The sequence below is a fragment of the Armatimonadota bacterium genome (assembly GCA_013314775.1).
Classification (GTDB): Bacteria; Armatimonadota; Zipacnadia; order Zipacnadales; family JABUFB01; genus JABUFB01.
The window spans coordinates 609,649-632,841 of sequence record JABUFB010000008.1; the positions used below are offsets into that span (position 1 = coordinate 609,649).

Here is a 23,193-nt window from a genome sequence, read left to right on the forward strand (position 1 = left end):
TACGCATCGGAATCGGATGCCTGAACCCCGCCGTGCGGCTAAGGGGTCCTCGATACCGGCACCACTATCCCCGCCTGCAGTGTGACCGGACCGATCAGGCCAGATTCCAGCAGCGGCGAGTCTTTGTGCCAGTGCTTGTAGGTTGCGAAGGCAATGCGTCCCGTGGCCGGTCTCGGCTGGCCCTGGGCAAGCCACTCCGGGATCGCTTTGAGCGGGCCGCCCCCAGCCCATTCCGCGTCTTCCGGGAACTGCTCGTCGCCGATCAGGCGATTGGGCCACAGGTTCGTGACGCTGATTTCCAGCAAATTGTCGCCGGGTTTCAGCACATCGGTCACGTCCACTTCGAAAGGCGGCTTCCAGAAGATGCCCAACGGAGTGCCATTCACGCTCACGCGGGCGATTTCGCGGACCTGCCCAAGTTCCAGCTTCACCCGGCGGTCTGCGCCCAGAAATCCGGCCGGAACATTGACTGTGCGGGTGTAGGTCGCGGTGCCGGAGAAGTACTTGATGCCCGGCACATCACTCTCGGGCCATGAGATGAGCTTGTCGAAGGTGGCGGACTCCGGAGCGCCAAGATTGGGCGGAAATCGCACCTGCCACGGGCCGGTGACTTGGAGGGGTTCCGGGACTTCCGCAACCGATTCTTGTGCGGTCTGTCCGGTATCCAGGGCGATCTCATAGTCGCCGTTCTGCCAGGCAGTCAACGTAACATCCCCGTCGGGGCTCACGGCCAGTTCGGCCGGAGTGACGTCGAGACGGGTGGCCTCGGATTCCGTGCCCTCGGGCAGGCTGATGGTCTGGTTCTCTGAGTAGGTGCGGGAGTAGGGTTTGCCATCCAACGAGTAGTCCACCCGGAGTTGCTTGACGATCAGGGGCGCCGGGTCTCCCGCAAGCTGGTTGCCCGCGACCACGCTGAGAGTGTTATCCTTGACCATCCCGGCGAGGACTTCGGTAACGTCGACGGTCGCGGGCTTGGGCTCGGGCGCGCCTTCCGGCGGCAGGATGCCGTACAGGGCACGCTTTATCTCAAGTTTTCCTTCCTGCCCCTCAACCGCCTCGCCCGGGCGGGGCAACCGCACGGTCTCGTTCTCTTCAACCGTAATCGTTCCCGGTTTTCCGTTGTACACATATTGCACCCGCATCTGCTTGACCACGTTCTGCGCGGGGTCGCCGGCGAGGGCATTGGTAGCGGCAACGGTCAGCGTCCCATTGCGCACCAGCGCGGCGACCTGCTGCGTCACATCCACCATGTCCTGCTGCGGCATGGATAGCACACCGTAGACAGCGCGCCGGATCTCGAGATTGGGCAGGTTCGCGGTGCGCCAGGAGACCAGCGGGCGGCCGTCGAGAGTGGCTGAGACCGCGTGAGGAGGCGTCGCTGATTCGGGTGGGAACACGACGAAAATCGAATCCGCCGGACCAAAGCGCAGGCTGACCACCGTGCGCCCGTGATCTTCGCGCCACAGCGGAGCGGGCTTCATGCTGCCTGTGACCGCATCCCACAGTTGCGGAGCGCGTCCGGTAATGCGGAAGGAGCAGTCCACAGCCTCCACTCGCCGGCTCTGGCTGGAGACGAAGTAGATGTCGTGCCCCGCAATGACGCGGTGTATGTATGGAATGCGTACATCACCGCGCAGAGGCGTGTACTGGAAATCGGGCGGGACGTTCATTTCTGCCAGAACATCCTCCAGCGGCTTGCCCCAGATGATTCGGCCCTTGCCCACGCGGTTTTCGGTGACCGTCTGCCCATCGCACGGGCCCCACAGTTGGGCGGCCAGGGCCCGAACCCGTACGTCGGCATCAGGGTAACCCGAGAGACCCGGAGCGCCTGTGGGCGGCCTTCCCATGACGGTGGCCCCATCGCGCACCAGCGATGCGATCTTCTCCAGAATGGGCAGCGACATGGTGTCGCGATCGGGGAGAATGAGCATCCGGTAGTTCATCCCGTCCGGCAGGACGAGGTGTCCGTCCTTGACCGACATGCGGTTGAGGAGCACCTCGGAACTGCAGCCGTCGTAGTCATATCCCGGGGGCGGGACAGGACGCAGGCCGCTGCGACCTGGCAGTCCCGCCGGGGCGCCCTCACCCTGGTAGTAGCACAGATCGGCGTAGAACAGGCCCTCTTGCAGGAGATACTGGCAACGGGCGAGGTAGGTCAGCCATGCGGGACTCTCATTCCACCAGGTGTTCGTGCGCTCGAAGTGGAAGCCCCAGGGTCCCATAGTCATCCCGGGCCGCACCGTCTCCCAGGGCTGCTGCGCGTAACGGTGGAAGATGAAACGGTTGACCCCGCCGCAGTAGATGAAGTCGCCCAGTTGTTTGAGCGAAAACGGGTGATTCTGCCAGCGCCCGTTCTCAGGGCTGGCAGTGAAGGCCTCGGCACCCACAAACTTCCGGCCATTGGTGTGGGCGATGGAGGAGGCCATCTTCCCGCCGCTGTGGTCCGCTCCCCACCCCACCCAGAATTCGGTCATCGGAATGTCGCCGCGTGCGCCGGAGATCAGCTCATTGAAGCCCGCATTGCCGTAGGGCTCCACGGACAGCATCATCCCGTGGCGGTGGGCCAGCTCGGCGTAATGCCCGAAGTAGCAGTCGGCGAACAGGTCGCCGATGGTCTGGCGGTAGTCCCACAGGAAGCGCTCCGACTGCTCCAGACTGTCCACCACGCGGCCCGTTAGCGCCGGCAGGAAGGGCCACAGAGCGTACCCGCGCCGGGCCTGGAACTCCTCGGGCATCTTCTGGGTCCAGTTCTGGCAATCCACCTCGTAACTGTCGATAAGGATATTATTCAGCACCTTGCCCGCAAGCGGCCCGATCTCCTGGATCACCTTACCCAGCATCCCATTGAAATGAGCTTCCGCTGCCTCCTTGCTCATCTTGTCGCATTCCAGGCCGCGCCCGGAATCTGAAGCCGGGTGGTTCTCCTTGCCCGTGAGGGTGTAGCCCATGCGCAGGAGGGTCCAGTTACCCTCAGGGGCGTTCCAGGTCACCCTGCCTTCAGGGTCCATGCTGGCGCTGATGTCCCGGATGTCTTCGGAGGCAATGATCGCTTCCCGGCCGAGATCAACCGTGTCAAAGGGCGGGTTGTGGCTCACGTTGAAGCCGGCTTTGCCTGCCCAGTTGCTGATGCGGTAACCGGCGCTCAGCGCAATTTCCCCCAAAGCCACCGATCTCGATGCGCCGGGGAACACGATTCGGAAGAGGCGGCCTGTGACCGGCGCGAAACCCACACACGACGGCGCGCGCAACAGGCCGGGGTCGCCGATGCCCAGCCGAGTGACAGGCCTGAAAGCTCCGTCCTCGTCAGCCACCTGCAGCTCAACGGTCAGTCCCGCACGTCCTGGCGCTGCCCAGACAGTGAGTGACCGCGCTGTGAAGGGCTCGGGGTACTCAAAGATGATGCCCTTCTGATCGCCCCCTTGGCGCAAGTTCAAGCTCGCGACTGAACCGGGGTTGCCGTCAACGAGGCGGTCACCCTGGAAACCCTCCTGGTCGGCGCTGATCGTGGGCTTGAGGGAGGCCATCGCAGCTTCGGCCGGGGGAGTCGGGTAGGCCAAAAGGGCGATATCCCTGTAGAACCCGCGCCGGGTCTCCGGCTGCTTCATTTGCACCTGGACCTGCCCAGGTCCCTGCACGGCAGCGTCGGTGAAGACCAGCATTTTCATGGCATGCTCAGGGGTCACCCACGGGCCGCCGCTGCTGGACCAGCCGGCGCAGTTGTGGATGCACAGCTCCATTCCCACCCGGTCCGCTTCAGTGACTGCGTGTTTGACGAGAGCGCGCCACTCGGGGGTGTTGTACTCCACCGGCCCCGGCGGAATACCGTGGCTGACCTCAAACATCTGAGCACCGCCCACGCCGACCCGCGCCATCTCCTCGAGGTCACGGGTGATGCCGGTCTTCGTGGCATTCCCGTGCATCCAGTGCCACCAGGTGTGAGGCTTTGCAGAGTTGGGCGGGTGCACAAACCCCGCGGTGAGCTCCGCGGGAGTTGGGTCTCCCCAGGCGCAGATGCAGACCAGCAATGCGAGCAGCATGGCGCAGGTTCGAGACACAGTGGTTTCACCTCGGTGATAGGCCCGTGAAGGCACGTGGTCAGAGGCGGACGAACGAGACGCAACAGCCGATCCGAAAGGCGGACAGGCAAATCGCCTGCTGTTCCGACGGCGAACAGCCGGCGCGGCCGTTGGCCTTCAGCCGCGTGGGGCGGGCGAAACTCCCGCTCCATGCCATACAGCCCGCCCTGTGCAATGAGACCGTGAAAGGGCACAACGCCGGGTTTTGCCCCTTCGTCCACGCACATCAGGGCAGCTCGGCCGTGAACGAGAGCCTTTGCGTGACGCCCCCATCCGCATTGCGAATGACAATGGTCATCTCATCCCGCGTCTCAATGCCCGCGACATTCACCGGCTCGCCCGGCTCGTCGCGCTGGATAATAAGAATGCTGCGGCTGTCCCCCAGGGAGATCTCCAAGGCGGCAAAGCCGGCATTGGAAGGCAACATTTTCGCGCTCGTAACTCTTGGTTCCTCCCCGGCCGCGATCGGCTCCAGGACGAAGGCCATCCGCACCGTTCCGGAACCGCCGGTCTTGTAGATCGCCGTCGGGATAGCCCGCCACGGTCCATTCGCCCATCCCTGCACTGGCGGGTCCTGCTTGCCTTTCACGATCTCCAGATCAAGCACGGGCGCCGGGGTGATCTGCAGATTGCTCTGGCCTTCGTTGAGGGTGCGAACGACACCCGCTTCGAGAACCTGCGCATCCTCAGTGTCCAGGTGGAAAAGCGCTTCGTATGTGTGCTCCCCCTCGTCCGCCGGGTCGAGGGCATCGAGGACCACGAACAGGTCCAGCTTCTTCAGGTACAGAACGCGGCGGGTGTGGGTGACGTCGATGGCGTTCTTCTCGCCGTAGCCGTCGGAATATATGCCGGCGGCGAAGTCATACTCGGGCGTGGAGGCCCAGCGCGCGTCATTCTCCGGTGGCGCGTCTCCCCGCCAGGGCTTCGGCCACCAGTACGTCTCGCGCTTTGCCCCGCGGTTCTGATTCTCCCCGTCTACCATCACCGTATTGTGCCCGTAAGTCTCCAGCACATATCGCCGCCAGCGGGAGCGGTCATACGAGAAGTTTCCGGGGTCCAGGAGATGCTGGCGGCCCTTGGCCCACAACACGAAATGCAGTTTGTCCTCATGCTGGTGTCCCATGCCGTACGGGCCTGCATCGAACAGGAGGAAGGTGGCATCGGCGTCCCAGCCGGAGCGCATCACATAATGGCCGCTCCACGGGAATGCGTAGGAAGTCTGCTCGGGTGTCTCGCCCCAGGCGCCGGCGGTGGCGACGAACCGGAAGTCCTCGCGCTCGGGGAAGAGCTTATAGCCGGTTGTGAGCAGGCCGCGCACGTCGCTATTGCCGGAGTCATTCAGCCCGGGGATCGCGCCGTTGGGCATGGACGCAAAGAGCAGATAATTGAACATTTTCTCCAGCTTGTCCTGGTAGTCGGCGGGCAGTTCTCCCCGCAGGCCATTCATCTCGGCCATCTCCAAGATATGCGCGAACTCGGTTACAACCCAGTTGTTGTAACCCGCGGCGAGTTCATACTCCATCCCGTCGGGGTAGACCTCGTCGTCAAGCTGCTTGTAGAGGCGGTCGATGGCGATACGCCGCCAGTCGGCGGCTTCCTTGAACTCGGGGAAGAGCATTCCCGCGGTAAACAGCCCGTTGGACTCGGCGGTGAGCCAGTTCCCGCTGCTGGGCCATTTCACGAGATGCCGAGCCTGCTCGCGCACGGATTTCATGATTTCCGCCAGCAGATTCGCGTCGAATGCGGGCGAGCCCATGCACCGGTAGAGCGCCTGCGGCCAGGTGTCCGCGAGGCGGATCCCGGTGGTCAGCGTCTGCCAGGCGTAGTGCCCCACGCTGTTGCCACTGGACAGCATCGGTCGCGGCATCGCGCTGGTCCAGTCCAGGATCTGTCGCGCGATCTCCTCGGCATACTTCTCCTGCCCCGTGTTCCAATAGGCTTCGGACAATTGCCGGAAATGGAAGTGCCGGTTGAGCGCCTCATTCCACAGGTGGGTCCGCGCTTCACCTTCGGTGGGATTAGCGGTCCAGTCGATGCGGTCGCCGAAGGTGATCGTGCCGTGCTCACCGGGCCCCTTGGTGTAGTCGAACTCGCGCCTGAGTGCTTTTTCGGCGGAGGTCACCTGCGATGGCACGTCCGAGTCCAGCACGACCACAATGCGCGAGCCTGTCGGCTTCTCGGAGTAAACCCACATTTCCAGCGCATCGTAGTCAGTCCAGTCGTGGGGGATTTTCGTGTTCTTGATGCCAGTGGTCAGCACCTGGTTACTCCACTTGCCGGAGGCCTCCCCGGACTTGGCACGCTCCGTGGATGCTTCCAGCCCGGACCAGTCATCCGCGCCGGACTCGAAATCGCTCACAACGGTGGTCTTCTCCTTGCCCACAAGTCGCACGTCGTCGAAGTAGAGGACCGTCCCTGGATCCGGCGTGAGGCCCCAGCCCTTGGCGTTCATGGCGATGTATTGAATCCAGTGCCAGCCGATGGGCTGCTTACCCTTCCAACCCTCTCCTTCCACCATGGCACGCGGAGTGAGGTCCGCCTTGTCCAGCCGAATCAGCTTCCAGCCTTCCCAGTCCACGGTGATGAATGCTGAGTAGTAGTCCCACTGGTCGGGCGCCTTGTCCTCCTCGGGACCGGGCACTTTGACGCCGCGCATCGGGGCGTCGCGCCAGTCGAAAGTCCAGCGCGGAGTAGTGCGGTTGCGCAGGTGTTCGGCGAGCGCTTCCTTCGCCGCCGCATAGTCCCCGGCCATCACCGACGCCTTCACAGCGGCCAGCTCCGGGCGCTCCAGATCCAGGCTATCAAACAGGCTCTCATCCGACGGCGGCCACAGGGCCGCGCCGGCTTCCACCGGTTCGACGCCATCCACCACAAGCACCGTCTCCGGGTTCACCGTCTGTCCCCAGCCGGAAGCGGTGAGAACGATGCTGTCAATCTTGTTCCAGCCCACCGGCTCCCGTGACCGGCCAAGCTCATGCACCGGAAGAACAAGTTCCTTCCAACCGTCCCAATCCACGGTGATCTTGGCCGCGAAGTAATCGGCCCCTTCGCTGGCGGGGTTCTCGGAATTGGCGATGACCATGAAGGTGGAGTTGTTCGGTGCTGCCGAGTGCACCCACAGTCGCAGGGCGCCCTTCCCGCTCCAGTCGGCAGGAGGATCGAATGCGCACTGGATGCTGGAGGAGACGCGGTGGTCCCAGCGGACTGCGAAGGGCCAGATCTTGCGCGTCTGGTCATCAAGGGTTCCGCCGGTCCAGGCGGTCGCGGGGCCGAACTCACCCGGGTCCATGACCTGAAGTCTGACATCATCCACGAAACAGGTGACAGCGGCCGTGGAGAAGCTGTGAAGCCAGACGCCCACGCCGGCAGCGCCTTCCGGGATTGTTGCCGATGCCTGCGCAAACACCCACTCGCCCTGCTTCATGGTAGGGCGCTGGATGGCTGCTTCCGATGGCTGGTTCAAGCGCTTTCCGGCGGCATCGGTGAAATTGTAGTAGACCCCCAGTCCGTTGGGTTCACCGGTTTCGAGACGCAGCCAGAGGGTCAGGCGCGCGATCTGGCCGGGCCTCGCGGGGATCGAGACGGAACGCGCGCTTGAGCCCACTTTCTCATCGGGATCGGTCACTTTCAGGCTCGCGGAACCCGAATGGAACTGATCGGTGACGATGTGTGAAACGCCATTATCGGTGAGCGCCCAGAAGTTCGCGGGCTCATCCGGTTCGAATCCGGAAGTGAACTCCTGCGCGGCGAGACAGGGCAGTGTGAGGAGCGGCAGAAGCAGCAGTGTCAGGGGTTTGGCGAGCATAGGCGGGGGCCTCCATGAACGAACGTGCTTACTGTCTATGTTCACCGAGCAGGCCGCCAATCCCTGCCATCAGATGTAGGCGAGGCAAAGAACCCAGGAGAAGGAATGGTTCGATGTACGGCGAAGGCGGCAGCGAGTAATTGCCGCAGACTTGGCCGCAATTGAGGAGGCACCCTCATGTCTGTTCTGACATATAGGACCGAAGGACTGCCCGAGATCACCGCAGGCGTCGGCCGGAGCGTCATCACCCCGCCCATCGGCACTTCGCTGGCAGGGTATTTTCACGACCGAGTCAGCGAGACGGTTCGCGATGATCTCTACTGCAATGCAATCATCTTCCAGGCCGGCGGAGAACGCATTGCTCTGGTATCGTGCGATCTGATCTCCCTCAACAGGGACATCACCGACCCGGCTAAGGCGCTGATCGAGAAGGCGACGGGACTCAAACCCGAACAGGTGCTCATCTGCTGCACCCACACCCATACCGGCCCGGAGACTCGCCGGGGCCGGGTTGTGCCGTGGAACGAGGACTACCTTCAGCGCCTGCCGCAGCTCATCGCCGACGCGGTGATTTCGGCCAATGCAGACTACTTCGACGCGGTGCTCTACCCCGGCAGACAGTGCGAGCCTGACCTGGGCAGCATCCGCCTGGGGCGCAAGAAGGACGGGTCTGAGGTCTTCAGCAAGAGCGAGGTCCTCGGGCCGACGAGTTCGGTGGACCCTGAGGTCATCAGCGTCTTCGTGCGCGACCGTGAGAACCAGGTGCGCGCGGTGCTGGTCAACTACGCGAACCATGGGGACGTCATCGGCGGCGGTGGTGCGAAGCATATCTCTGCGGACTGGTTCGGCGAAATCTACAGGGTGATTTCTGCGGTCTATGGAGAGAACGTAATCACGGTGTTCCTCAACGGTGCGTGCGGGGACATCAACCACCACACGTGGAACGCCACGCGCCTGCCCATCTCGGGCGTGGAGAAGACGGTACAACTCGGGCGAGCCGTTGCCGGGCTTGCAATGAACGCCGGAGAGAAAGCCGAACCCATGGAAGCGGGCGCGTGCGGCCACTTGCTGAAAGTGGCGAAGATCCCCTACTACACCCGCGAAGAGAAGATGCGGGCAGAAGTTGCGGAACTTCGCACTCGCGAGGAATTGGGGGCTTTCGAGGACTATGTGGTCCGGGCGTTCGATGACTGGCCCTTCGACAACCAGATCGCGGACGTGACGCTTCAAGTGCTCCGGTTGGGTGACCTGGCATTCGTGGGCCTGCCGGGTGAGATCTTCACGGACTGGGGCAAGGAAATCAAGAGGTGGTCACCGGCAAGATTCACGCTGATCTGCGAGCTTGCCAATGACTGGTTCGGTTACGTGCCCACCACCGACCAGGCCCAGCGCGGCGCGTACGGGGCCAAACCGATCCTTTCGCGCCGTCTGGACGCCGACGGCGGCAGGCAGATGGCCGACCACATCCAGGTGATGCTGCACGAACTGTGGGATGCGACCAGCGCCTGACAACGGGCAGCGGTAACGGCGACACAGGCCGAGGATCGTCGCCCATGAGTCGGCGAAGCGCGACGGCGAACGCATGAGCATACCCGACTTCGGCATGCCGCCGGAGAACTGGGCGACGCTGGACGAGACCTTCCCGCTGCAGCCGTGACGTGGGGCCACACCAGGCCGCGCCTGGTGTGCTCCGAAGCGAGTGCTGGTTCAGCGCCCGATCACCAGTTCGTTCCCCACCGCGACTACTTTCGGCTCGCCGAGTTCCGGCGACCATGCCATGGTGCGCTCGATCCCGGGCAGCAGGTCGAAGCAGTTGTCCGGCAGCGGGGCTTCCCCATTCAGATCCAGGCACACGCCCCACGCGAACACATCCGACCGGAACGTTACCGTCAGCCCGTCTTCGGCCAGCGACACCTCAATCTCAGGCCGCGCCAATGCAAGGTCCTTGAAGCGTTCCAGGAGCAGACGGTGCTGGGCGATGACGCGGCCATCGGCCAGAAGCGCCGCGAATGCCCCGCTTTCTGCAAAGCCCTGCTGTTCCCAATCCGCGCGGCTGATCTGCGCAAGTGGAGTGGAGGCATTGGCCGGAAGCGTCACGGGGCGCGAATCATCCAGCGGCAGACCGCCGTCGAAGCGGAACACGCCGAAGCGCAGGTCACCGGTCCAGTCATCCGGCGAGTCATTCACCCCGAACACCGTCACCATGCCCTCGTCTTCGGCAACGACCACGCTCACCGGCTGGAAAGCGCGGCGCACCGGGTGGAAAGCGAGTTTCCGGCGCAGGTAGTAGTCCACGATGGTCCAGCCGTGGGTCGCGGGCCATGAATCGTTGTACATCCAGAAGATCGCCGAGGAGCTGCTGAACATGCGCCGGCGATAGTTGCAGATGTACTCGGAGAGCCCTTCAGCCTGCAGTAGCGCGCTGGCGAAGCAGTAGTCGGCAAGTTCCATCCGACTGGCCTCCAGGCCTAACCAGTCCAGCACCGCCCTGTACGTCACTCCCTCATCAGCACGCCAGAAATTGGCGGCGTTGTCGTGATGCTCCCAGGCGAAGGACCGGAAGCTGAACTGGTCGCCCAGGCACTGGGCCAGGGTGGCCGGTGAACTCGCGCCGAGTACGCCGCCCTCATTGGGAAAGCGGTCCACGAAGTTGCGGTAGGCCCAGAAGTCGGTGCCATACTGGCCGAGGGTCACATCCCACGGATGTTGGTCTCCGGTAGTGGGCTCGTTGGGGAACCGGTGGCCTTCAGAGTACGGCGAACTGGGCCAGTATGGGCGCGAGGTGTCCTCTTCCTGCAGAATAACGGGGATCACGTGGTGGAATAGGCTGTAGTCGGGCAGCGACTTGCCGGACCGGTCATAGCCCCACGCCCAGACGCCCCACTCCAGTTCGTTGTTCCCGCACCAGATCGCGAGCGATGGGTGATTCGCCATATGGCGCACATTCCACCGGATCTCGCGGCGCACTTCTGCGAGGAACGCAGGATCATCCGCCGGGTACTTGGAGCAGGCGAAAGCGAGATCATGCCACACCAGCACTCCCTTTTCGTCGCAGCAGTCCAGCAGGCGGTCGCCCACGTAGTACCCACCGCCCCAGATGCGCAGGAGATTGCAGTTCGATTCCACCGCAAGGTCCACCAGCGCACGGCACCGTGCATCCATGTCCTCCGCGAGGCCACCGGCTTCGGAATCTCCCTGAGGCGCGAGCATATCCGGCGGGACCCAGTTGCCGCCCTTGCAGAAGATGGGGCGACCGTTGACCTTGATGATGAAGTAGTCGCCCACCTGAGGATGCGGGCTGCGGTCGATTTCCACCGTGCGGATTCCGGTGCGCGTCTTGCGCTCGTAAATGGTTTCGCTGCCCGCCTTGAGGCACGCCGAGACCGCATACAAGCTCTGCGCGCCATGCCCCACAGGCCACCACAGGTCCGGGGAGTCGATGGGCAACTGCACCTCGGCGACGCTCTCCCCCACCCCGGCGGCAAAATCAGCTGATTCGCTGGCCACTGTGTTGCCGCCGGGATCATCGGCGGACGCCAACAGACGCAGTTGCACGGGCTCACCGGTGGGGTTGGTCACATGAGCCCGCACACGGAGCGTCGCCGAACGATGATCCGGCGCGAGTTCCGGCAGAACCACGAGGTCTTCGATCCACGGCGCGGTGGACCACTCCAACCTGACGCTGCCCACGATGCCCACATTGATAAGCCGCGGGTTCCAATCCCACCCAGCCTGGTACTGAGCCTTGCGCATCCAGTGACGCTTGTTCAGGAGCGTTTCGGGAGCCTGGTTGTATGCAGCGCCCTCGCGGTCCGCCACGTCATACAGCCCGCTCTCCAGGACGACCACGAGCGTGTTCTCGCCGGGCTTCAGCTTGCCGGTCACGTCGACATGGCAGGGCCGGTGGACGTTTCCGTGCCTGCCGATCTCTTCGCCATTCAGGAAGATCACTGCATTGAGGTCCAGACCTTCGAAGCAGAGCCGGCACGGGGAACTCGCCGCCTTCGGGGGCGCATTGAAAACCCGGCGATAGACCCACACCTGCTCCTCAACCCAGCGAGCCTTGAGACTGTTCAGGCCGATGTTCGGATCATCAAGGATCCCCGCTCGCTGCAGTTCCCGGTGTATTTCTCCGGGCACGGCGATGGGGATGTAACGCTGCCCGTCGAGCTCCGGCGCGACACCGTGCTCCCACCGGCCGTGAAGACCTTCGGTCCAGGTGACTTGCCAGGTGCCATTGAGACAGAGTGTGTTGACCATCGCGGTAACCTCGAGGGACAGTTGGGGTGGCGGCGCGCGAGGCGCCAGGACAGGAGACGGTTCGTGGAGAGGCGCCGGGAATCCTGCCGGTGCGTGGAAGTCAGGACTCCGTTGGCTTGCGTCGACTCCATTGCCGGCCAGGGGCGAGTGACCACGCGAACGCGAACCCGGCAGGAGCGTCCCCGCCCCCACGCTCCTGCCGTATCCACGTTCCGGCCGCAGTCGGCCAGTCCCCCGGCTCACCTTTTGGCATCTGTGCCCAGTCTTATATGCACGACGGGCGCAAAGTGTTACAGGTCTGACCGAAAAAAGATGGGGTCTAGGGCGGATCGCTCAGCGGGAGCGTGAGGACGAAAGTGGTCGTGTCCGGTCCCCCTCGTGCAAGCGTGAGGTCTCCACCGTGGGCGCGCGCGATCTCCCGGGCAAGGCTCAGGCCCAGGCCGACGCCATCCACTGATCGATCTCGCGCCTTGCTGGCCCGGTAGAAGCGCTGGAAGACCTTCCCCACATCCTCCGGAGGAATACCCGGCCCGGTGTTTGCCACGGTCAGGCGCGCCAGCGTCCCGCGGCGCTGCAGTTGGTAGCGGATCGTTCCGCCGGGGCGATTGTACTTGATGGCGTTCGCAGCAAGATTGTGAAGCACCTGACCCAGCAGTTCGGCATCCGCCGCCACCCAAATGTCAGGTTCAGACTGGATAGAGACACCGAGATCCGGCGCCAGGGCCTCCGTGTCTTCGCGCACGGTCTCCAGTGCCGCGCTGAGGTTGAGCGGTTCGAGGCTCAACTCAAGCCGACCAGCGTCAGCCAGCGACAGGAGCAGCAGCTTGCGGATGATGCTCTTTAGCCTCTGCACTTCCTCCAGCAGATTGCCGTAGACCTGCTGCTCCCGTGAGCCGTCCTTCGCATCCTGAAGCGCTTGTTCCAACTCTGCCTGCAGGACCATGAGCGGCGTCTTCAATTCGTGCGCCGCGTCCGCGCTGAACCGAGTGGCCTGCTGGAAACTGCTTTCCAGGCGTTCCAACATCGCATTGAAGACGCTGATCAGGCGCGCGAATTCCGCGTCGGCATCGCCGGCCGAGATGCGCCGGTCCAGGCCCTGAACCGTGATGGTCTCTGCTGCTTCGGTGAGTTCCCTCACCGGCCGTAGAGCGCGCCCCGACAGCAGCCATCCCCCTCCTGCCGCAAGCAAAGCCGCAAGGGGAAGGGCCAGGAGCAGGGCCATTGTGGTCATAAGCATGGCACTGCGGTGCCCGGCGAGACTCACGCCGATGATGACGGTCACGTACTCGTTGCCCGTGATTGCCACGCGCCAGGGCCTGATCCCTTCATTCCAGCTGAAGGCTTCGGGTTGCCTGATGCGGGTGGGTGGCAGCAGGGCCTCGCGGCGAGACCGGCCACCCTCCCGCCGGAATTCGCCCCGGCTGCGCAAGGGTGGCGGCGGCTCTTGGATGCTCAGACTGCTGGCCCTGTCACCCGGCGCCGGGAAACTGCCCGGATCAAGGCTCTCCGGCCAGGTTTTTGACCGATAGACGGTGCGTCCGGCACGATTCTTCACCAGCAAGAACACGGCCGTCTCATCACTGGGACCGTAAGCGTAGCGCAACTGGTCCTCGAGTTCGCCCCAATGGCGATTATCAGGATGCCAGGCCAGATGAGGCAGGACGCGCAGGCGCACTTCATTATCAATGCGCTGCAGGTCCAGGCGGCCGATGAGAATCCAGGCAGGGATTGCGAAGGCGAGGAGCGCCACGCCTGAGACCAGCAGCGAAAGCAGGGCGATGCGATAGCGGAAAGTGCGCACGCGCGGGAGATTGCGCACTCAGGACCTCCGGAAGCGGTAGCCGACGCCGCGGATGGTCTCGATGAACTGCTGGTCACCCTCGGGGCTGAGCTTCTTGCGCAGGCGCTGGATATACACGTCAACCAGGTTCGTATTCGGGTCGAAGTCATATCCCCAGACGTGGTCAAGAATCTGTGTTCGCGCATATACCCGGCCCGGTGAGCGCATGAGGTATTCCAGAAGGTTGAACTCGCGGGTGGTCAGCTCAACCGTCCGCTCCCCCACCTTCACCTCGCGTGTAATGAGGTTGACGACGAGGTCCCCGGACCGGATGATACTGAGCTTTTCCCCACTTGCCCGTCGCATGAGCGCCTGCACTCGAGCCACGAGCTCTTCCATGAAAAACGGCTTGGTCACGTAGTCATCCGCGCCCAGGTTCAGCCCCTCAACCCGTTCGCCCAGTTCGGAGCGGGCTGTGAGAAGAAGCACCGGGACGGTATTGTGACGGTCGCGCAATGCGCGCAAGATGCTGAGGCCGTCGCGGCCCGGGAGCATTATGTCCAGCACGATCACATCGAAGCTCTCGCTGGTCGCGAGATCGAAGGCCTGATCGCCGTCGGGCGCGAGGGTCACGCTGAAGCCCTGTTCCTCCAGGGCCTTCCGTATGAACCCGGCGGTCTTCTTCTCATCTTCAGCAACGAGAATGCGCATATCGGAATGGTATCAGATGCCCTTCCGCGGGACAAGCCGCGCAGGATTACAGTTCTGTAATGCATCCCCACCTGCCACGTTCATCTTAGCGGGTAAAGCTTACCCGACGCAGGAAGCAGCCAGGCCGCGCAGGACGCGGTCAGAAAGAAGGAGGAAACGAAGATGAACAAGACAGTGTTGCTGACGGTGGGTCTCGCAGTGATCGCAGCGATGGTGTTGGCAGTGCCGGGGATGGCGCAGCCGGGCCCGGCTGAAGAGGGTCCGCAGGTGTGGGCGAGGATGGGCGGCCCGGGGCCAGGCCCCCACGGACAGGGCGGACCGGGTATCGGGCAGAGGCACGGGCCTGGTGGGCCCATGGCAGGCCCAGGACCGCAGGGGCCTCCTCCCGGCGGACCCGCAGTGACGGTGACAGTTGCGAAGGATGTTGTCTACGTCGCCTGCGCCGGCAAGCTCACCGCGTACGACGCCAAGACCCTGAAGAAGCTGGCCGAAGCGACGTACTGGGAAGCACCGGACCGCGGACCTGACGGACGAGGACGCGGGGGCAGGGGCCCCGAAGCCCGGGGACCTGAAGGCAGAGGCCCGCAGGGCAGGGGGCCGGAGGGACGAGGGCCGTGGCACCAGACCCCCAACGCCCCTGAAGAGCCGGCAAAGTAGTAACGCATTCGCGGTACGACCCACGGCCTGCGCGCCAACCGGCGCGCAGGCCGCATCTCATCACCCGGCGCACCGTCGCACTGCCATATTGCCTTGGAGGTCCCGCCGAGATATCGTTCACACAGGAAGGGAGTCGATGACGGTGCAACCGCGCACACCCTCTGTCGCCATCGCCGTCCTGCTGCTATCAGCCAGTGTGCTTGCGCCAGGCGGCTGCGGCGCCGCCCAGCCCGCTGGAGCAGGGACCGCTGCTGCCCGGTGGACCGTGGTGGATACGGGTCAGGATCGCTGCTATGACCTCTATGGCAGCGCTATCTCCCCGGCACCAGGGCAAGACTACTATGGCCAGGATGCCCAGTATGCCGGAGCACAACCGTCGTACCGCGACAATGGCGACGGCACGATCTCGGACCTGAACACCGGGCTCATGTGGCAGAAGGACCCGGGCGCGAAAGTGACCTTCGCCGCCGCGCTTGTGGGGGCCACGCGCTGCAGGCTCGCAGGCTATTCCGACTGGCGCTTGCCATCCATCAAAGAGCTGTACTCCCTCATCGACTTCCGTGGCCGGATAGGAACGTCGGCGGCCGACTCGATCCCCTTCATCGATACGCACTACTTTGTCTTCACCTACGGGGACGTGACTGGCGAACGCTTCATTGACTCTCAGTTCTGCTCAAGCACCCGGTATGTCTCTACCACGATGTTCGGCAACCCCACGGTGTTCGGCGTGAACTTCGCCGATGGCCGCATCAAGGGCTACCCGATGAACATGCCTGGCGGTCGGCAGAAACTATTCTACTGCCTGTATGTGCGGGAAGGTATTGGATATGGAATCAATGACTTTGTGGACAACGGCGACGGCACCGTGACCGACCGCGCGACCGGGCTGATGTGGCAGAAAGCGGATGATGGCAGGAAACGCAACTGGCGCGAGGCACTGGACTACGCCGAAAGCCTCACCCTTGCAGGTTACGATGATTGGCGGCTGCCGAACGCGAAGGAGCTTCAGTCCATCGTGGACTACAAACGCTCCCCTGCCACCACCGGAACCGCCGCCATCGATCCGATCTTCACTTGCACACCCATCAGCAATGAGGTCCGGCAGTGGGATTTCGGCTATTACTGGAGCAGCACGACTCATTTCGACGGCCCACAAGGCGGCGCGGCGGCCTGCTATGTGGCCTTCGGAAGGGCGATGGGGTGCATCAACGGCCGCTGGATCGACGTCCACGGGGCTGGAGCCCAGCGCAGTGATCCGAAAGCCGGAGACCCGCGCGCATTCCCCTACGGGCGCGGCCCCCAGGGCGACGCGATCCGGATCTTCAACCTGGTGCGGGCGGTGAGGGATGCGCGCTAAGGCGCGCGGTGCCGGAAGCGCTCACCGGTACTCGATCAGAACCACCTCGACGATGTGGTTGGCCCGGCTCTTGCCCGCGTTTTCGTTGACGTAAGGCTGGGGTGCATAGCCGATAGTCGCCTGTTCGCCGGGCCTCGCGAGGTCCGTGACGTCGATCTCCCAGGGAATGACCAGCGCGCCGGGACCCCATCCCGCCCGATCATATTTCCAGGTGCCGCCCTGGGGCCGGCAAGGGTTCAGGTAGTTGTTAGTGGTCCACAGGAGATTCTCGAATGCCTTCCCGTTGACGGTAACCGTGCGCTTCGCAGGCATGAACTCCGCCGCATTGTCCGTGTTCGGGTGCATTCCGTGCCCGGTCACCACCAGGCGGAGCTTCGCGGATGTCGTCCCCGGATCAAGGGTGAGCGTGCGGGTAGTAAACTTCGCATCCATCGGGTCCTGCGGGTTGCCGTATTCGAAGTCTCCCTGCCACAAATTGGTGACCCGGAAGGCCTCCCGCTCCGGCGTTCCCCAGTAATACTCCAGGGCCACGCCCACGCGCCATCCCTTCACCCATGTGCTGATACTCACAGCCATCCTGCGCTTGCCGCGGAGAAGGGACTGGAAGTCGGTCACATCCGCCTTCCACTGGCACCCTCGTCCGAAGGGCGTGATGAACCGCAGAATCTCGTATCGCTGCCCGTCGTCGCCGAAGACGTAAACATGCCCCGCGCGATCCCACGGGTCGATGCCTCCCTCGGGCGCGCCGAGGGCCAACGTCAGCATGACGCGCTCGACCTGTCTGGTGGCGCCGGGCAGGTCCACGGTGGTCTCACGGGTCTGCTGTCCGGCGTTCAGGACCGCGTCGTCGAAGACGGTGAACCGCTCCGGCGTTGGCATCGGACCGGCGGGATCGGATAGCGTCAGCCCGTCAAAGTCGATAGTGCATGAGGCTTCGCCGGCGCCAGGATTGAAACCAAAGGCCGCCCGGCACTCGTATGGTTGCATGTCCGGCACGAAGAGCTCCGCGTAGACGGGCTGTCCGTCGATAGTTACGGTCACATCCGCCCCGGCGGTGACGTAGGCCAGTTGCACGAGAACTTCATACGGTCTTCCATCCTCATAGGCCACCGGCGACAGTGCGTTCGCCACTTCTCTCCCATCCCAGTGCAGAGAGACCTCATGCTCCGGGCGACCGTAGATGTTGCCGTCGGCGTTGAACCGGTCTTTCGTGGGCGGATTGCTGGTGTCGAAGCCCACGCCGAAAGCGCCCGGGATGTTGGGCTCTTCCCAACGCGGGATTGCCGGTGCCGTCGCGCCGTGGGCATGGGTGTCGGTGTTGACCAGCACGAACCCCGTGCCCTCTGCCTTGCCGCTGAACTGGATGGTGAAGCGAGCTTGCACCTTCAGGTACGCCCCCGATGCACTGCGCGCGAAACCGGTGGTGACCTGTCCTCCAGAACCGTCACCAGCCAGGACCACCGGCTCGGCAGCAACCGGCACAGCGCAGCTGGCAAGAAGCAGGGGCAGGACGACGGAGAAAGAACGGTTCACGGTTTGCCTCCGATGCCGGCGGTCTGCAGGTTGTCCCGCAGGCGGCCGCGGTTACGGGATCAACTCCAGCAGTGTGGTGGAGTTCGGCGGCAGGTCCAGATGGATGGATGCGCCACGGCCAACAACGCCTTCAGTGATCGCATTCCGTACGGTAGCGGGCTCAATGAGCTTCAGTTCACGAGGGCCACCGTCCTTCGTGTGGATGCTGATGAAACGCGAATCAGCCCGCAGCACGTCTGCCGGCGCGTCGATGTACTGGTGCACCCCGGCCCTGCGGACCATCTCCGCCAGCAGGTCGCGGGGCATGGAAGGCACGGCCGAGAAGAGGCTGCTCGAAAGGCCATGGCCGGTCATCACTACCGCGGGCTCGCCGGTGCCTGTCAGGCGGCCGAGAACGATGCCCTGACCATCGCGGGGAATCAGCGCCGGGGTGAAGACGCCCTCACCATAGGAGCGCCGCTCAGACTTCGCCACGGGCCCCGAGACCGCTGCGAGGTCACGCAAGGACAAGGTGCACTTGCCGGCAGTGTTCGTGCCATCCAAGACGAACTTCATGCCACGGATAGGCAAAGCTATTTTCCCAGGCTGGAGCTTCGACCACGGGGCATTCGCGAAGGCCTCCAAGGGGTACTTCAGCCGCCGCCACTCGCCGGGGACGATCACTTCCGGCGCTGTCTGGAACTCCGCCCAGTTCGCATCCTTGATCACCGTCCGCAGCATGAGCCGCGAGCAGTCGGCCTCGAGCTTCACATCGAACGCGACCCCATCGCCGGGCGGGATCTCGGCAGTGAAATGGATGTCCGTCCAGGGGTAACGAGTGTCGAAGCTCCAGGCAACACCGCCCTCGATCGGCGCGAACTCGTACACGGTGTAGCTGTCTTTCATCTGCTGAGGCGTGCGCGGATTGAGCCAGTTCTGCGCGTCGTCGAATCCCGGCACGGAAGTGCTGCGGTCAGGGGCAATCGAGTAGACCGTGTGCGACGTGACGGATGGCGCAATCGGGGTCCCTTCCGGCGTGAGCTCCACCACCGCAGGGCGCCAGTCTTGCGCCAGCGACAGGTCGAGACCAGTGACTCGTGATGCCTGCTGCACCAAGACGCGATCCGGTTCGCATAGCCCGGGCGCCCAGATGAACACCGTGGCATGGCGGCCCGACAGGCGCAATTCTTCGACCGCACTCGCTTGGGCAGGTGTCATACGGATAGTGTTCAGGAACACCAGGAGCTTGTATCTTGACAGATCCAGGCTATCAAGTTGCCCGAGGAACACGAAATCCACGGGCGCTCCCAGGTGGTACAGCGCCGTGCCCAGCTTCTCGGTGAGGGCGTACATCTGGGCCATACCCTCGGTGTCGCTGAGCAAGTACCCGCTCTCCAGGTCGCAGACAACCGCAATCTCCGCCACGGATTCCCGGGGCTTCGAGACAGCCGCGGTAGCGACTTCCTGCAGCGCTTTGGCCTCCGCCATGATCTCCGGGTGGTCGAACCACCCGCCGCGGCCATCCGGGCCGAAATCCACGAACCAGAAGCCGGTGTGCTCAATAAGCGAGGTGGCGAACTCGCGCCGAATGGCCGCAAGGCTCTCCTCTCGTGTGTCCGTGCGACCGTACTCATTGCGCGAGTGCAGGTAGGTCCTAATGTCCGCTTCAATGATGTGGACCTTCCCCGCCGCGTTGATGGCTGCCGCGAGGCTGCGCAGACGACCATCCTGTCCCATGAGGCGATCTGCGTAGCTGTACGGGGCCACGAAATAGTCGATGCTGGGCGACTTCAGCAGGCGTTCAAAGGCAAGATGTCCCCCCTGGGTCTGGGGTCGGACACCGAAGAAGTAGCCGTAGTACACCCCGTAGATCGCGTCCCCACCGGTCTCCTCTTTCGCAATTCGTCCGAAGTGCTCGATGGCGTTTGCGATGACATCCTGCTGGCAGTGGTAATAGTCGATCACGGGGCGCTCGAGGACCGGATCGCGCACGGTCTGGAGTGTCGCGGTCCTGCGCGCCTGCATGGTCGGCACAGCGGCGTTATCGAAGGTGATGGCATCGTCTCGCCATGCCCGGCGCAGGTCATCCACCGTGGGATACTTGTCGCGCAGCCACATACGGAAAGCGCGGGTCATGGCCGGGCTGGTGTCAGGATACTGATCGCTCCAGCTTCCGAAGTAGTGCCACTCCGTGTAAATGCCGTACCCGGCGTGATAGCCGATGACTCGCTTGCCCCAGGGCTGCGCTTCGATATGCCGGATCGCGGCGCGCCAGGCGTCGGAAGCATCTCGCAGCCAGACTTCGGACGCGGGCGACGCGCGTTTGACCCGGTACGACTCGTCGCTGCTGTCAATTGCGTCTGATGTGGCATAGCGCACCCACTCGTCGGGATTGGCCTGCATCCACCACTCCGGCATGATGAGCCGGATATGCAGCAGCAGGTAGGCGTCCGGATCGACTGACAGGAAGCTGCGGATCAGCGTGTCGATGCCTGAAAAGTCATACTCGCCAGGCGCTTTCCAGCACCCGAGAAGAGTGGTGTACAGGCACTGCAGGTGGATGCCGGCGTCGCGGAAGTTCGCGATCTGCCGGCGGCCGTGTACGGAGGCAGGGTCCACGGTGCCGCGATACATGACGGCCGGGCGCGGCACACCATTGATGAAGACAGCCGGGGCGCCATTGTGGTGCTTCAGTGCGGCGCGAACCGGCGGGTCATCGGCGAACTGCTCCACAGGAGCCACGATGGATGCCTCGAACCTGCGGTACTCGGCAAGCTCCTCCTCACTCACCATCTCTGCAGTGTGGTAGCCTGGAAACTCGGACCAGGGAAGCGAAAATGCCGGGCCGATGACGTGCGCGGCCACCCAGGTGGAGTCGTCGAAATCCGCGCTGGTCCACCCGTCCTGCTCGTCTCGGGATGTACGCCAGGTTCCATCGGAACCGATCACCGTCGTCGTCCCGCCCGGTCCATTGACCGTAAGGCGAGCAATGACCCCACCGGGACCGGTGACATTGTGGGCCTCAATGGCGATTACATTACGCCCGGGCCTGAGGATGCGGGTCAAGTCATAGCGCGCGGGGCCGGAGTCTCGCTCAATCGGTCTCAGGGGGCCCTCGCCGTTGGCGTAGACGGTCTGCCGGTCGTCCACTACCACGTCCAGGAGCGCCGTCACGAAGCCTTCGTGAAGATCGAAGGTCTTGCGCAGGTAGCGGCTCTCATCGATGCATTCGCCCGAGGCAACCTCCGGATACCAGATCCAGTTGGCGGCGGTCTGCTGGGCGAGAACCGGGCTTGCAGCGAGCCAGATGAGCAGCATTGTCGTGCGGTGCATGTGGACCATCCTATCTGATCCTTCCGTCGGACGATTGAGTTCAGTCCCGGGGCCCGTCCGGTGTGAATGTCACTGAGCCCTGTCCAGTGTGGATCGTGATCTCCCCGCTGCCATACTCGGATCGGAGGGCCTCGCAGTCGTGGAGCATCGCCGGCGGGTGGGGCCGCGGCACGCCGTTGATCGCTATGCTCATGTCGGACAGGTCGACGCAAACGCTGTCGGCGTTCAGCAAGGTTGCCCGAACTTGCCCGCCTGTCATCACCGGCGGCCTCAGCGCCTGCAGGAAAGCCTCTTCGCTCGGGTGCTGGTCAAGATCGGACGCCTGTAGCACGTGGTACGAGTCAGGCAGCGCGAAATGGGCGCAAAGGCCGGCGCCCACCGCATACAGGTTCCAGCCGCCCACACTCCGCGCAGTGATGCCGCCGTCCTCGAAAAGAGTGCCTTGCCCGAGAAGCCAGTTGCGGTGCTGCACCACGCGCCCGCGCGCTTCATATCGGCGCTTGTGAGGGGGTACGCCGGGCAGGATCATCTCCACTCGCAGGCCCTGCGATGGGTCTGCAGCGAAAAAGACTTTGCTGTACCGACTTTGGCAGATCCAGCCGTCCGAGTGAATCGAGCCCATTGAGACGTGGGGCGTGTTGTAGTAGTTGATGGCCCCGGGCATCCACTTCTGGCTCTCCCAGTGGGTCTCGCCATGTTCGGCCCCGGGCCAGCCCAGGTATCTCCGGCCCCGGTACACCAGTTCGGATCGCGTCAATGATTCTGCGGCCAAAGCGGCCACCAGCGGGTGCGGGACGAAATCGCTGCAGGCGAAGAACATTCCCTCATCCTGTTTCAGGCGAGGCTCGTTCCCGCTGGCATACTCCACGGTCGCGGGCTCGAGTCCTTCCACGCGCGACGTCGTGAAGTCGAAGCGCGGTTCGCCGAGACCGAAAGCCAGCCATACCGTGGGCAGGAAGGCATCATAGCGCGGGTCTTCGAGATAAGCGACCTTCCGGGCGTTCGGTGAATCTTTGGCGTCGGCGGTTCGGCAGCGGAAGGACGGACCACCCAGAAAGCCCCGCACGCCAAGTGCCGCACGTTCGGCTAGCAGCACGTTGAGCAGCGCGTCTGCGCAGCGCCGCAATGGCTCATCCGGCGCATAGTCGGCCAAAATGATCAGCGGGTTGGAGTAGTGGAACTGGTAGCAGGCCGAGTTCCACTCGATGAACCCGCGCTCGAATCGCCAGCGCAGCGCCTGCATGATCTGGGCGACCTGACCGGAGGTGTCTTCGCCAACCTCGTGCCGCGAGAACAGGCCGATGGTCAGGTGCATCAGGTCGTGGTTCTCGGTGTGGGCTGGCGGCCACTTCGCCACGGAACTCAGGTCATTGCGCGGCCAATCTCTGAGGACGGACAGGATGCGGCCCTCTCCTGCAGCTGACAGGCGCCCCAAGCCCCTTGTGTCCAGGAGCGTCCGCAAAAAGCGGATGAAGAAGATGTCGCTGTCGCGGGTTACCTCGAAGGACTCGAAGTACCGGTTCGCATCGTCCAGGTCATGGCCGCGCAGGAGACGCGCGTGGTTCAGCGCCCAGCGCCGCCCATCCGCGGGATGCATGTGTGGCTCAAGCGCGCTGAAATGTTCGACTATCCAGTCGACGTACTCAGCGCGGCGTTGTGCGATTTCTGCCGACATACCTGACATCCACCTCGCGCCGGAGTG

Annotated in this window: 11 protein-coding genes; 3 read left to right on the top strand and 8 right to left on the bottom strand. The window is 63.7% G+C overall.

Features of this window, described 5'->3' with window-relative positions; all coding sequences use genetic code 11:
• Positions 1 to 38 precede the first annotated feature (38 nt).
• A complete protein-coding gene (locus HPY44_09630) occupies positions 39 to 4,055 on the bottom strand; it encodes a DUF3395 domain-containing protein (protein ID NSW56264.1) in 4,017 nt (1,338 codons plus the stop codon).
• 247 nt (positions 4,056 to 4,302) lie between these two features.
• Positions 4,303 to 7,881, bottom strand: coding sequence for a heparinase II/III family protein (locus HPY44_09635; GenBank protein ID NSW56265.1), 3,579 nt, complete (start codon positions 7,879 to 7,881; stop codon positions 4,303 to 4,305).
• 177 nt (positions 7,882 to 8,058) lie between these two features.
• On the opposite strand from HPY44_09635, the gene HPY44_09640 reads away from it, so the two are divergent.
• On the top strand, positions 8,059 to 9,390 hold the full coding sequence (locus HPY44_09640) for a hypothetical protein (protein ID NSW56266.1): 1,332 nt from the start codon (positions 8,059 to 8,061) through the stop codon (positions 9,388 to 9,390).
• A 198-nt stretch (positions 9,391 to 9,588) separates the two neighbouring features.
• On the opposite strand, the gene HPY44_09645 is transcribed toward HPY44_09640, so the two are convergent.
• The 3 genes from HPY44_09645 to HPY44_09655 form a co-directional block, all read right to left on the bottom strand.
• Entirely contained in the window at positions 9,589 to 12,141 is a 2,553-nt protein-coding gene (locus HPY44_09645) for a hypothetical protein (GenBank protein NSW56267.1), read from the bottom strand.
• Between the two features lie 319 nt (positions 12,142 to 12,460).
• Positions 12,461 to 13,960: a HAMP domain-containing protein gene (locus HPY44_09650; GenBank protein NSW56268.1), complete on the bottom strand. Its 1,500-nt coding sequence runs from the start codon at positions 13,958 to 13,960 to the stop codon at positions 12,461 to 12,463.
• Complete coding sequence (locus tag HPY44_09655) at positions 13,961 to 14,632, bottom strand: response regulator transcription factor (protein NSW56269.1); 672 nt, start codon at positions 14,630 to 14,632, stop codon at positions 13,961 to 13,963.
• A 162-nt stretch (positions 14,633 to 14,794) separates the two neighbouring features.
• Between HPY44_09655 and HPY44_09660 the strand changes: the two genes are divergently transcribed.
• Both HPY44_09660 and HPY44_09665 read left to right on the top strand, forming a co-directional pair.
• A complete protein-coding gene (locus HPY44_09660) occupies positions 14,795 to 15,289 on the top strand; it encodes a hypothetical protein (GenBank protein NSW56270.1) in 495 nt (164 codons plus the stop codon).
• A 136-nt stretch (positions 15,290 to 15,425) separates the two neighbouring features.
• Positions 15,426 to 16,646 carry a DUF1566 domain-containing protein gene (locus HPY44_09665; GenBank protein ID NSW56271.1) on the top strand — a complete coding sequence of 407 codons (1,221 nt, stop codon included), beginning with the start codon at positions 15,426 to 15,428 and terminating at the stop codon, positions 16,644 to 16,646.
• Between the two features lie 21 nt (positions 16,647 to 16,667).
• Here HPY44_09665 and HPY44_09670 read toward each other — a convergent pair whose 3' ends face one another.
• From HPY44_09670 to HPY44_09680, 3 genes are read right to left on the bottom strand one after another with little or no spacing between them, the layout of a single operon-like run.
• Positions 16,668 to 18,179 (bottom strand): hypothetical protein, encoded by a 1,512-nt coding sequence (locus tag HPY44_09670; GenBank protein ID NSW56272.1) that lies wholly within the window; start codon positions 18,177 to 18,179, stop codon positions 16,668 to 16,670.
• Positions 18,180 to 18,230: 51 nt separating this feature from the next.
• Positions 18,231 to 21,491: a beta-galactosidase gene (locus HPY44_09675; protein ID NSW56273.1), complete on the bottom strand. Its 3,261-nt coding sequence runs from the start codon at positions 21,489 to 21,491 to the stop codon at positions 18,231 to 18,233.
• A 40-nt stretch (positions 21,492 to 21,531) separates the two neighbouring features.
• Entirely contained in the window at positions 21,532 to 23,166 is a 1,635-nt protein-coding gene (locus HPY44_09680) for a hypothetical protein (protein ID NSW56274.1), read from the bottom strand.
• Positions 23,167 to 23,193: the final 27 nt, after the last annotated feature.

Excerpts from the sequence above, each read along its gene's own strand:
- HPY44_09640 (NSW56266.1), top strand. The coding sequence starts at position 8,059 with ATGTCTGTTCTGACATATAGGACCGAAGGACTGCCCGAGATCACCGCA.
- HPY44_09655 (NSW56269.1), bottom strand. The coding sequence starts at position 14,632 with ATGCGCATTCTCGTTGCTGAAGATGAGAAGAAGACCGCCGGGTTCATA.
- HPY44_09635 (NSW56265.1), bottom strand. The coding sequence starts at position 7,881 with ATGCTCGCCAAACCCCTGACACTGCTGCTTCTGCCGCTCCTCACACTG.
- HPY44_09645 (NSW56267.1), bottom strand. The coding sequence starts at position 12,141 with ATGGTCAACACACTCTGTCTCAATGGCACCTGGCAAGTCACCTGGACC.
- HPY44_09680 (NSW56274.1), bottom strand. The coding sequence starts at position 23,166 with ATGTCGGCAGAAATCGCACAACGCCGCGCTGAGTACGTCGACTGGATA.
- HPY44_09675 (NSW56273.1), bottom strand. The coding sequence starts at position 21,491 with ATGCACCGCACGACAATGCTGCTCATCTGGCTCGCTGCAAGCCCGGTT.
- HPY44_09660 (NSW56270.1), top strand. The coding sequence starts at position 14,795 with ATGAACAAGACAGTGTTGCTGACGGTGGGTCTCGCAGTGATCGCAGCG.
- HPY44_09665 (NSW56271.1), top strand. The coding sequence starts at position 15,426 with ATGACGGTGCAACCGCGCACACCCTCTGTCGCCATCGCCGTCCTGCTG.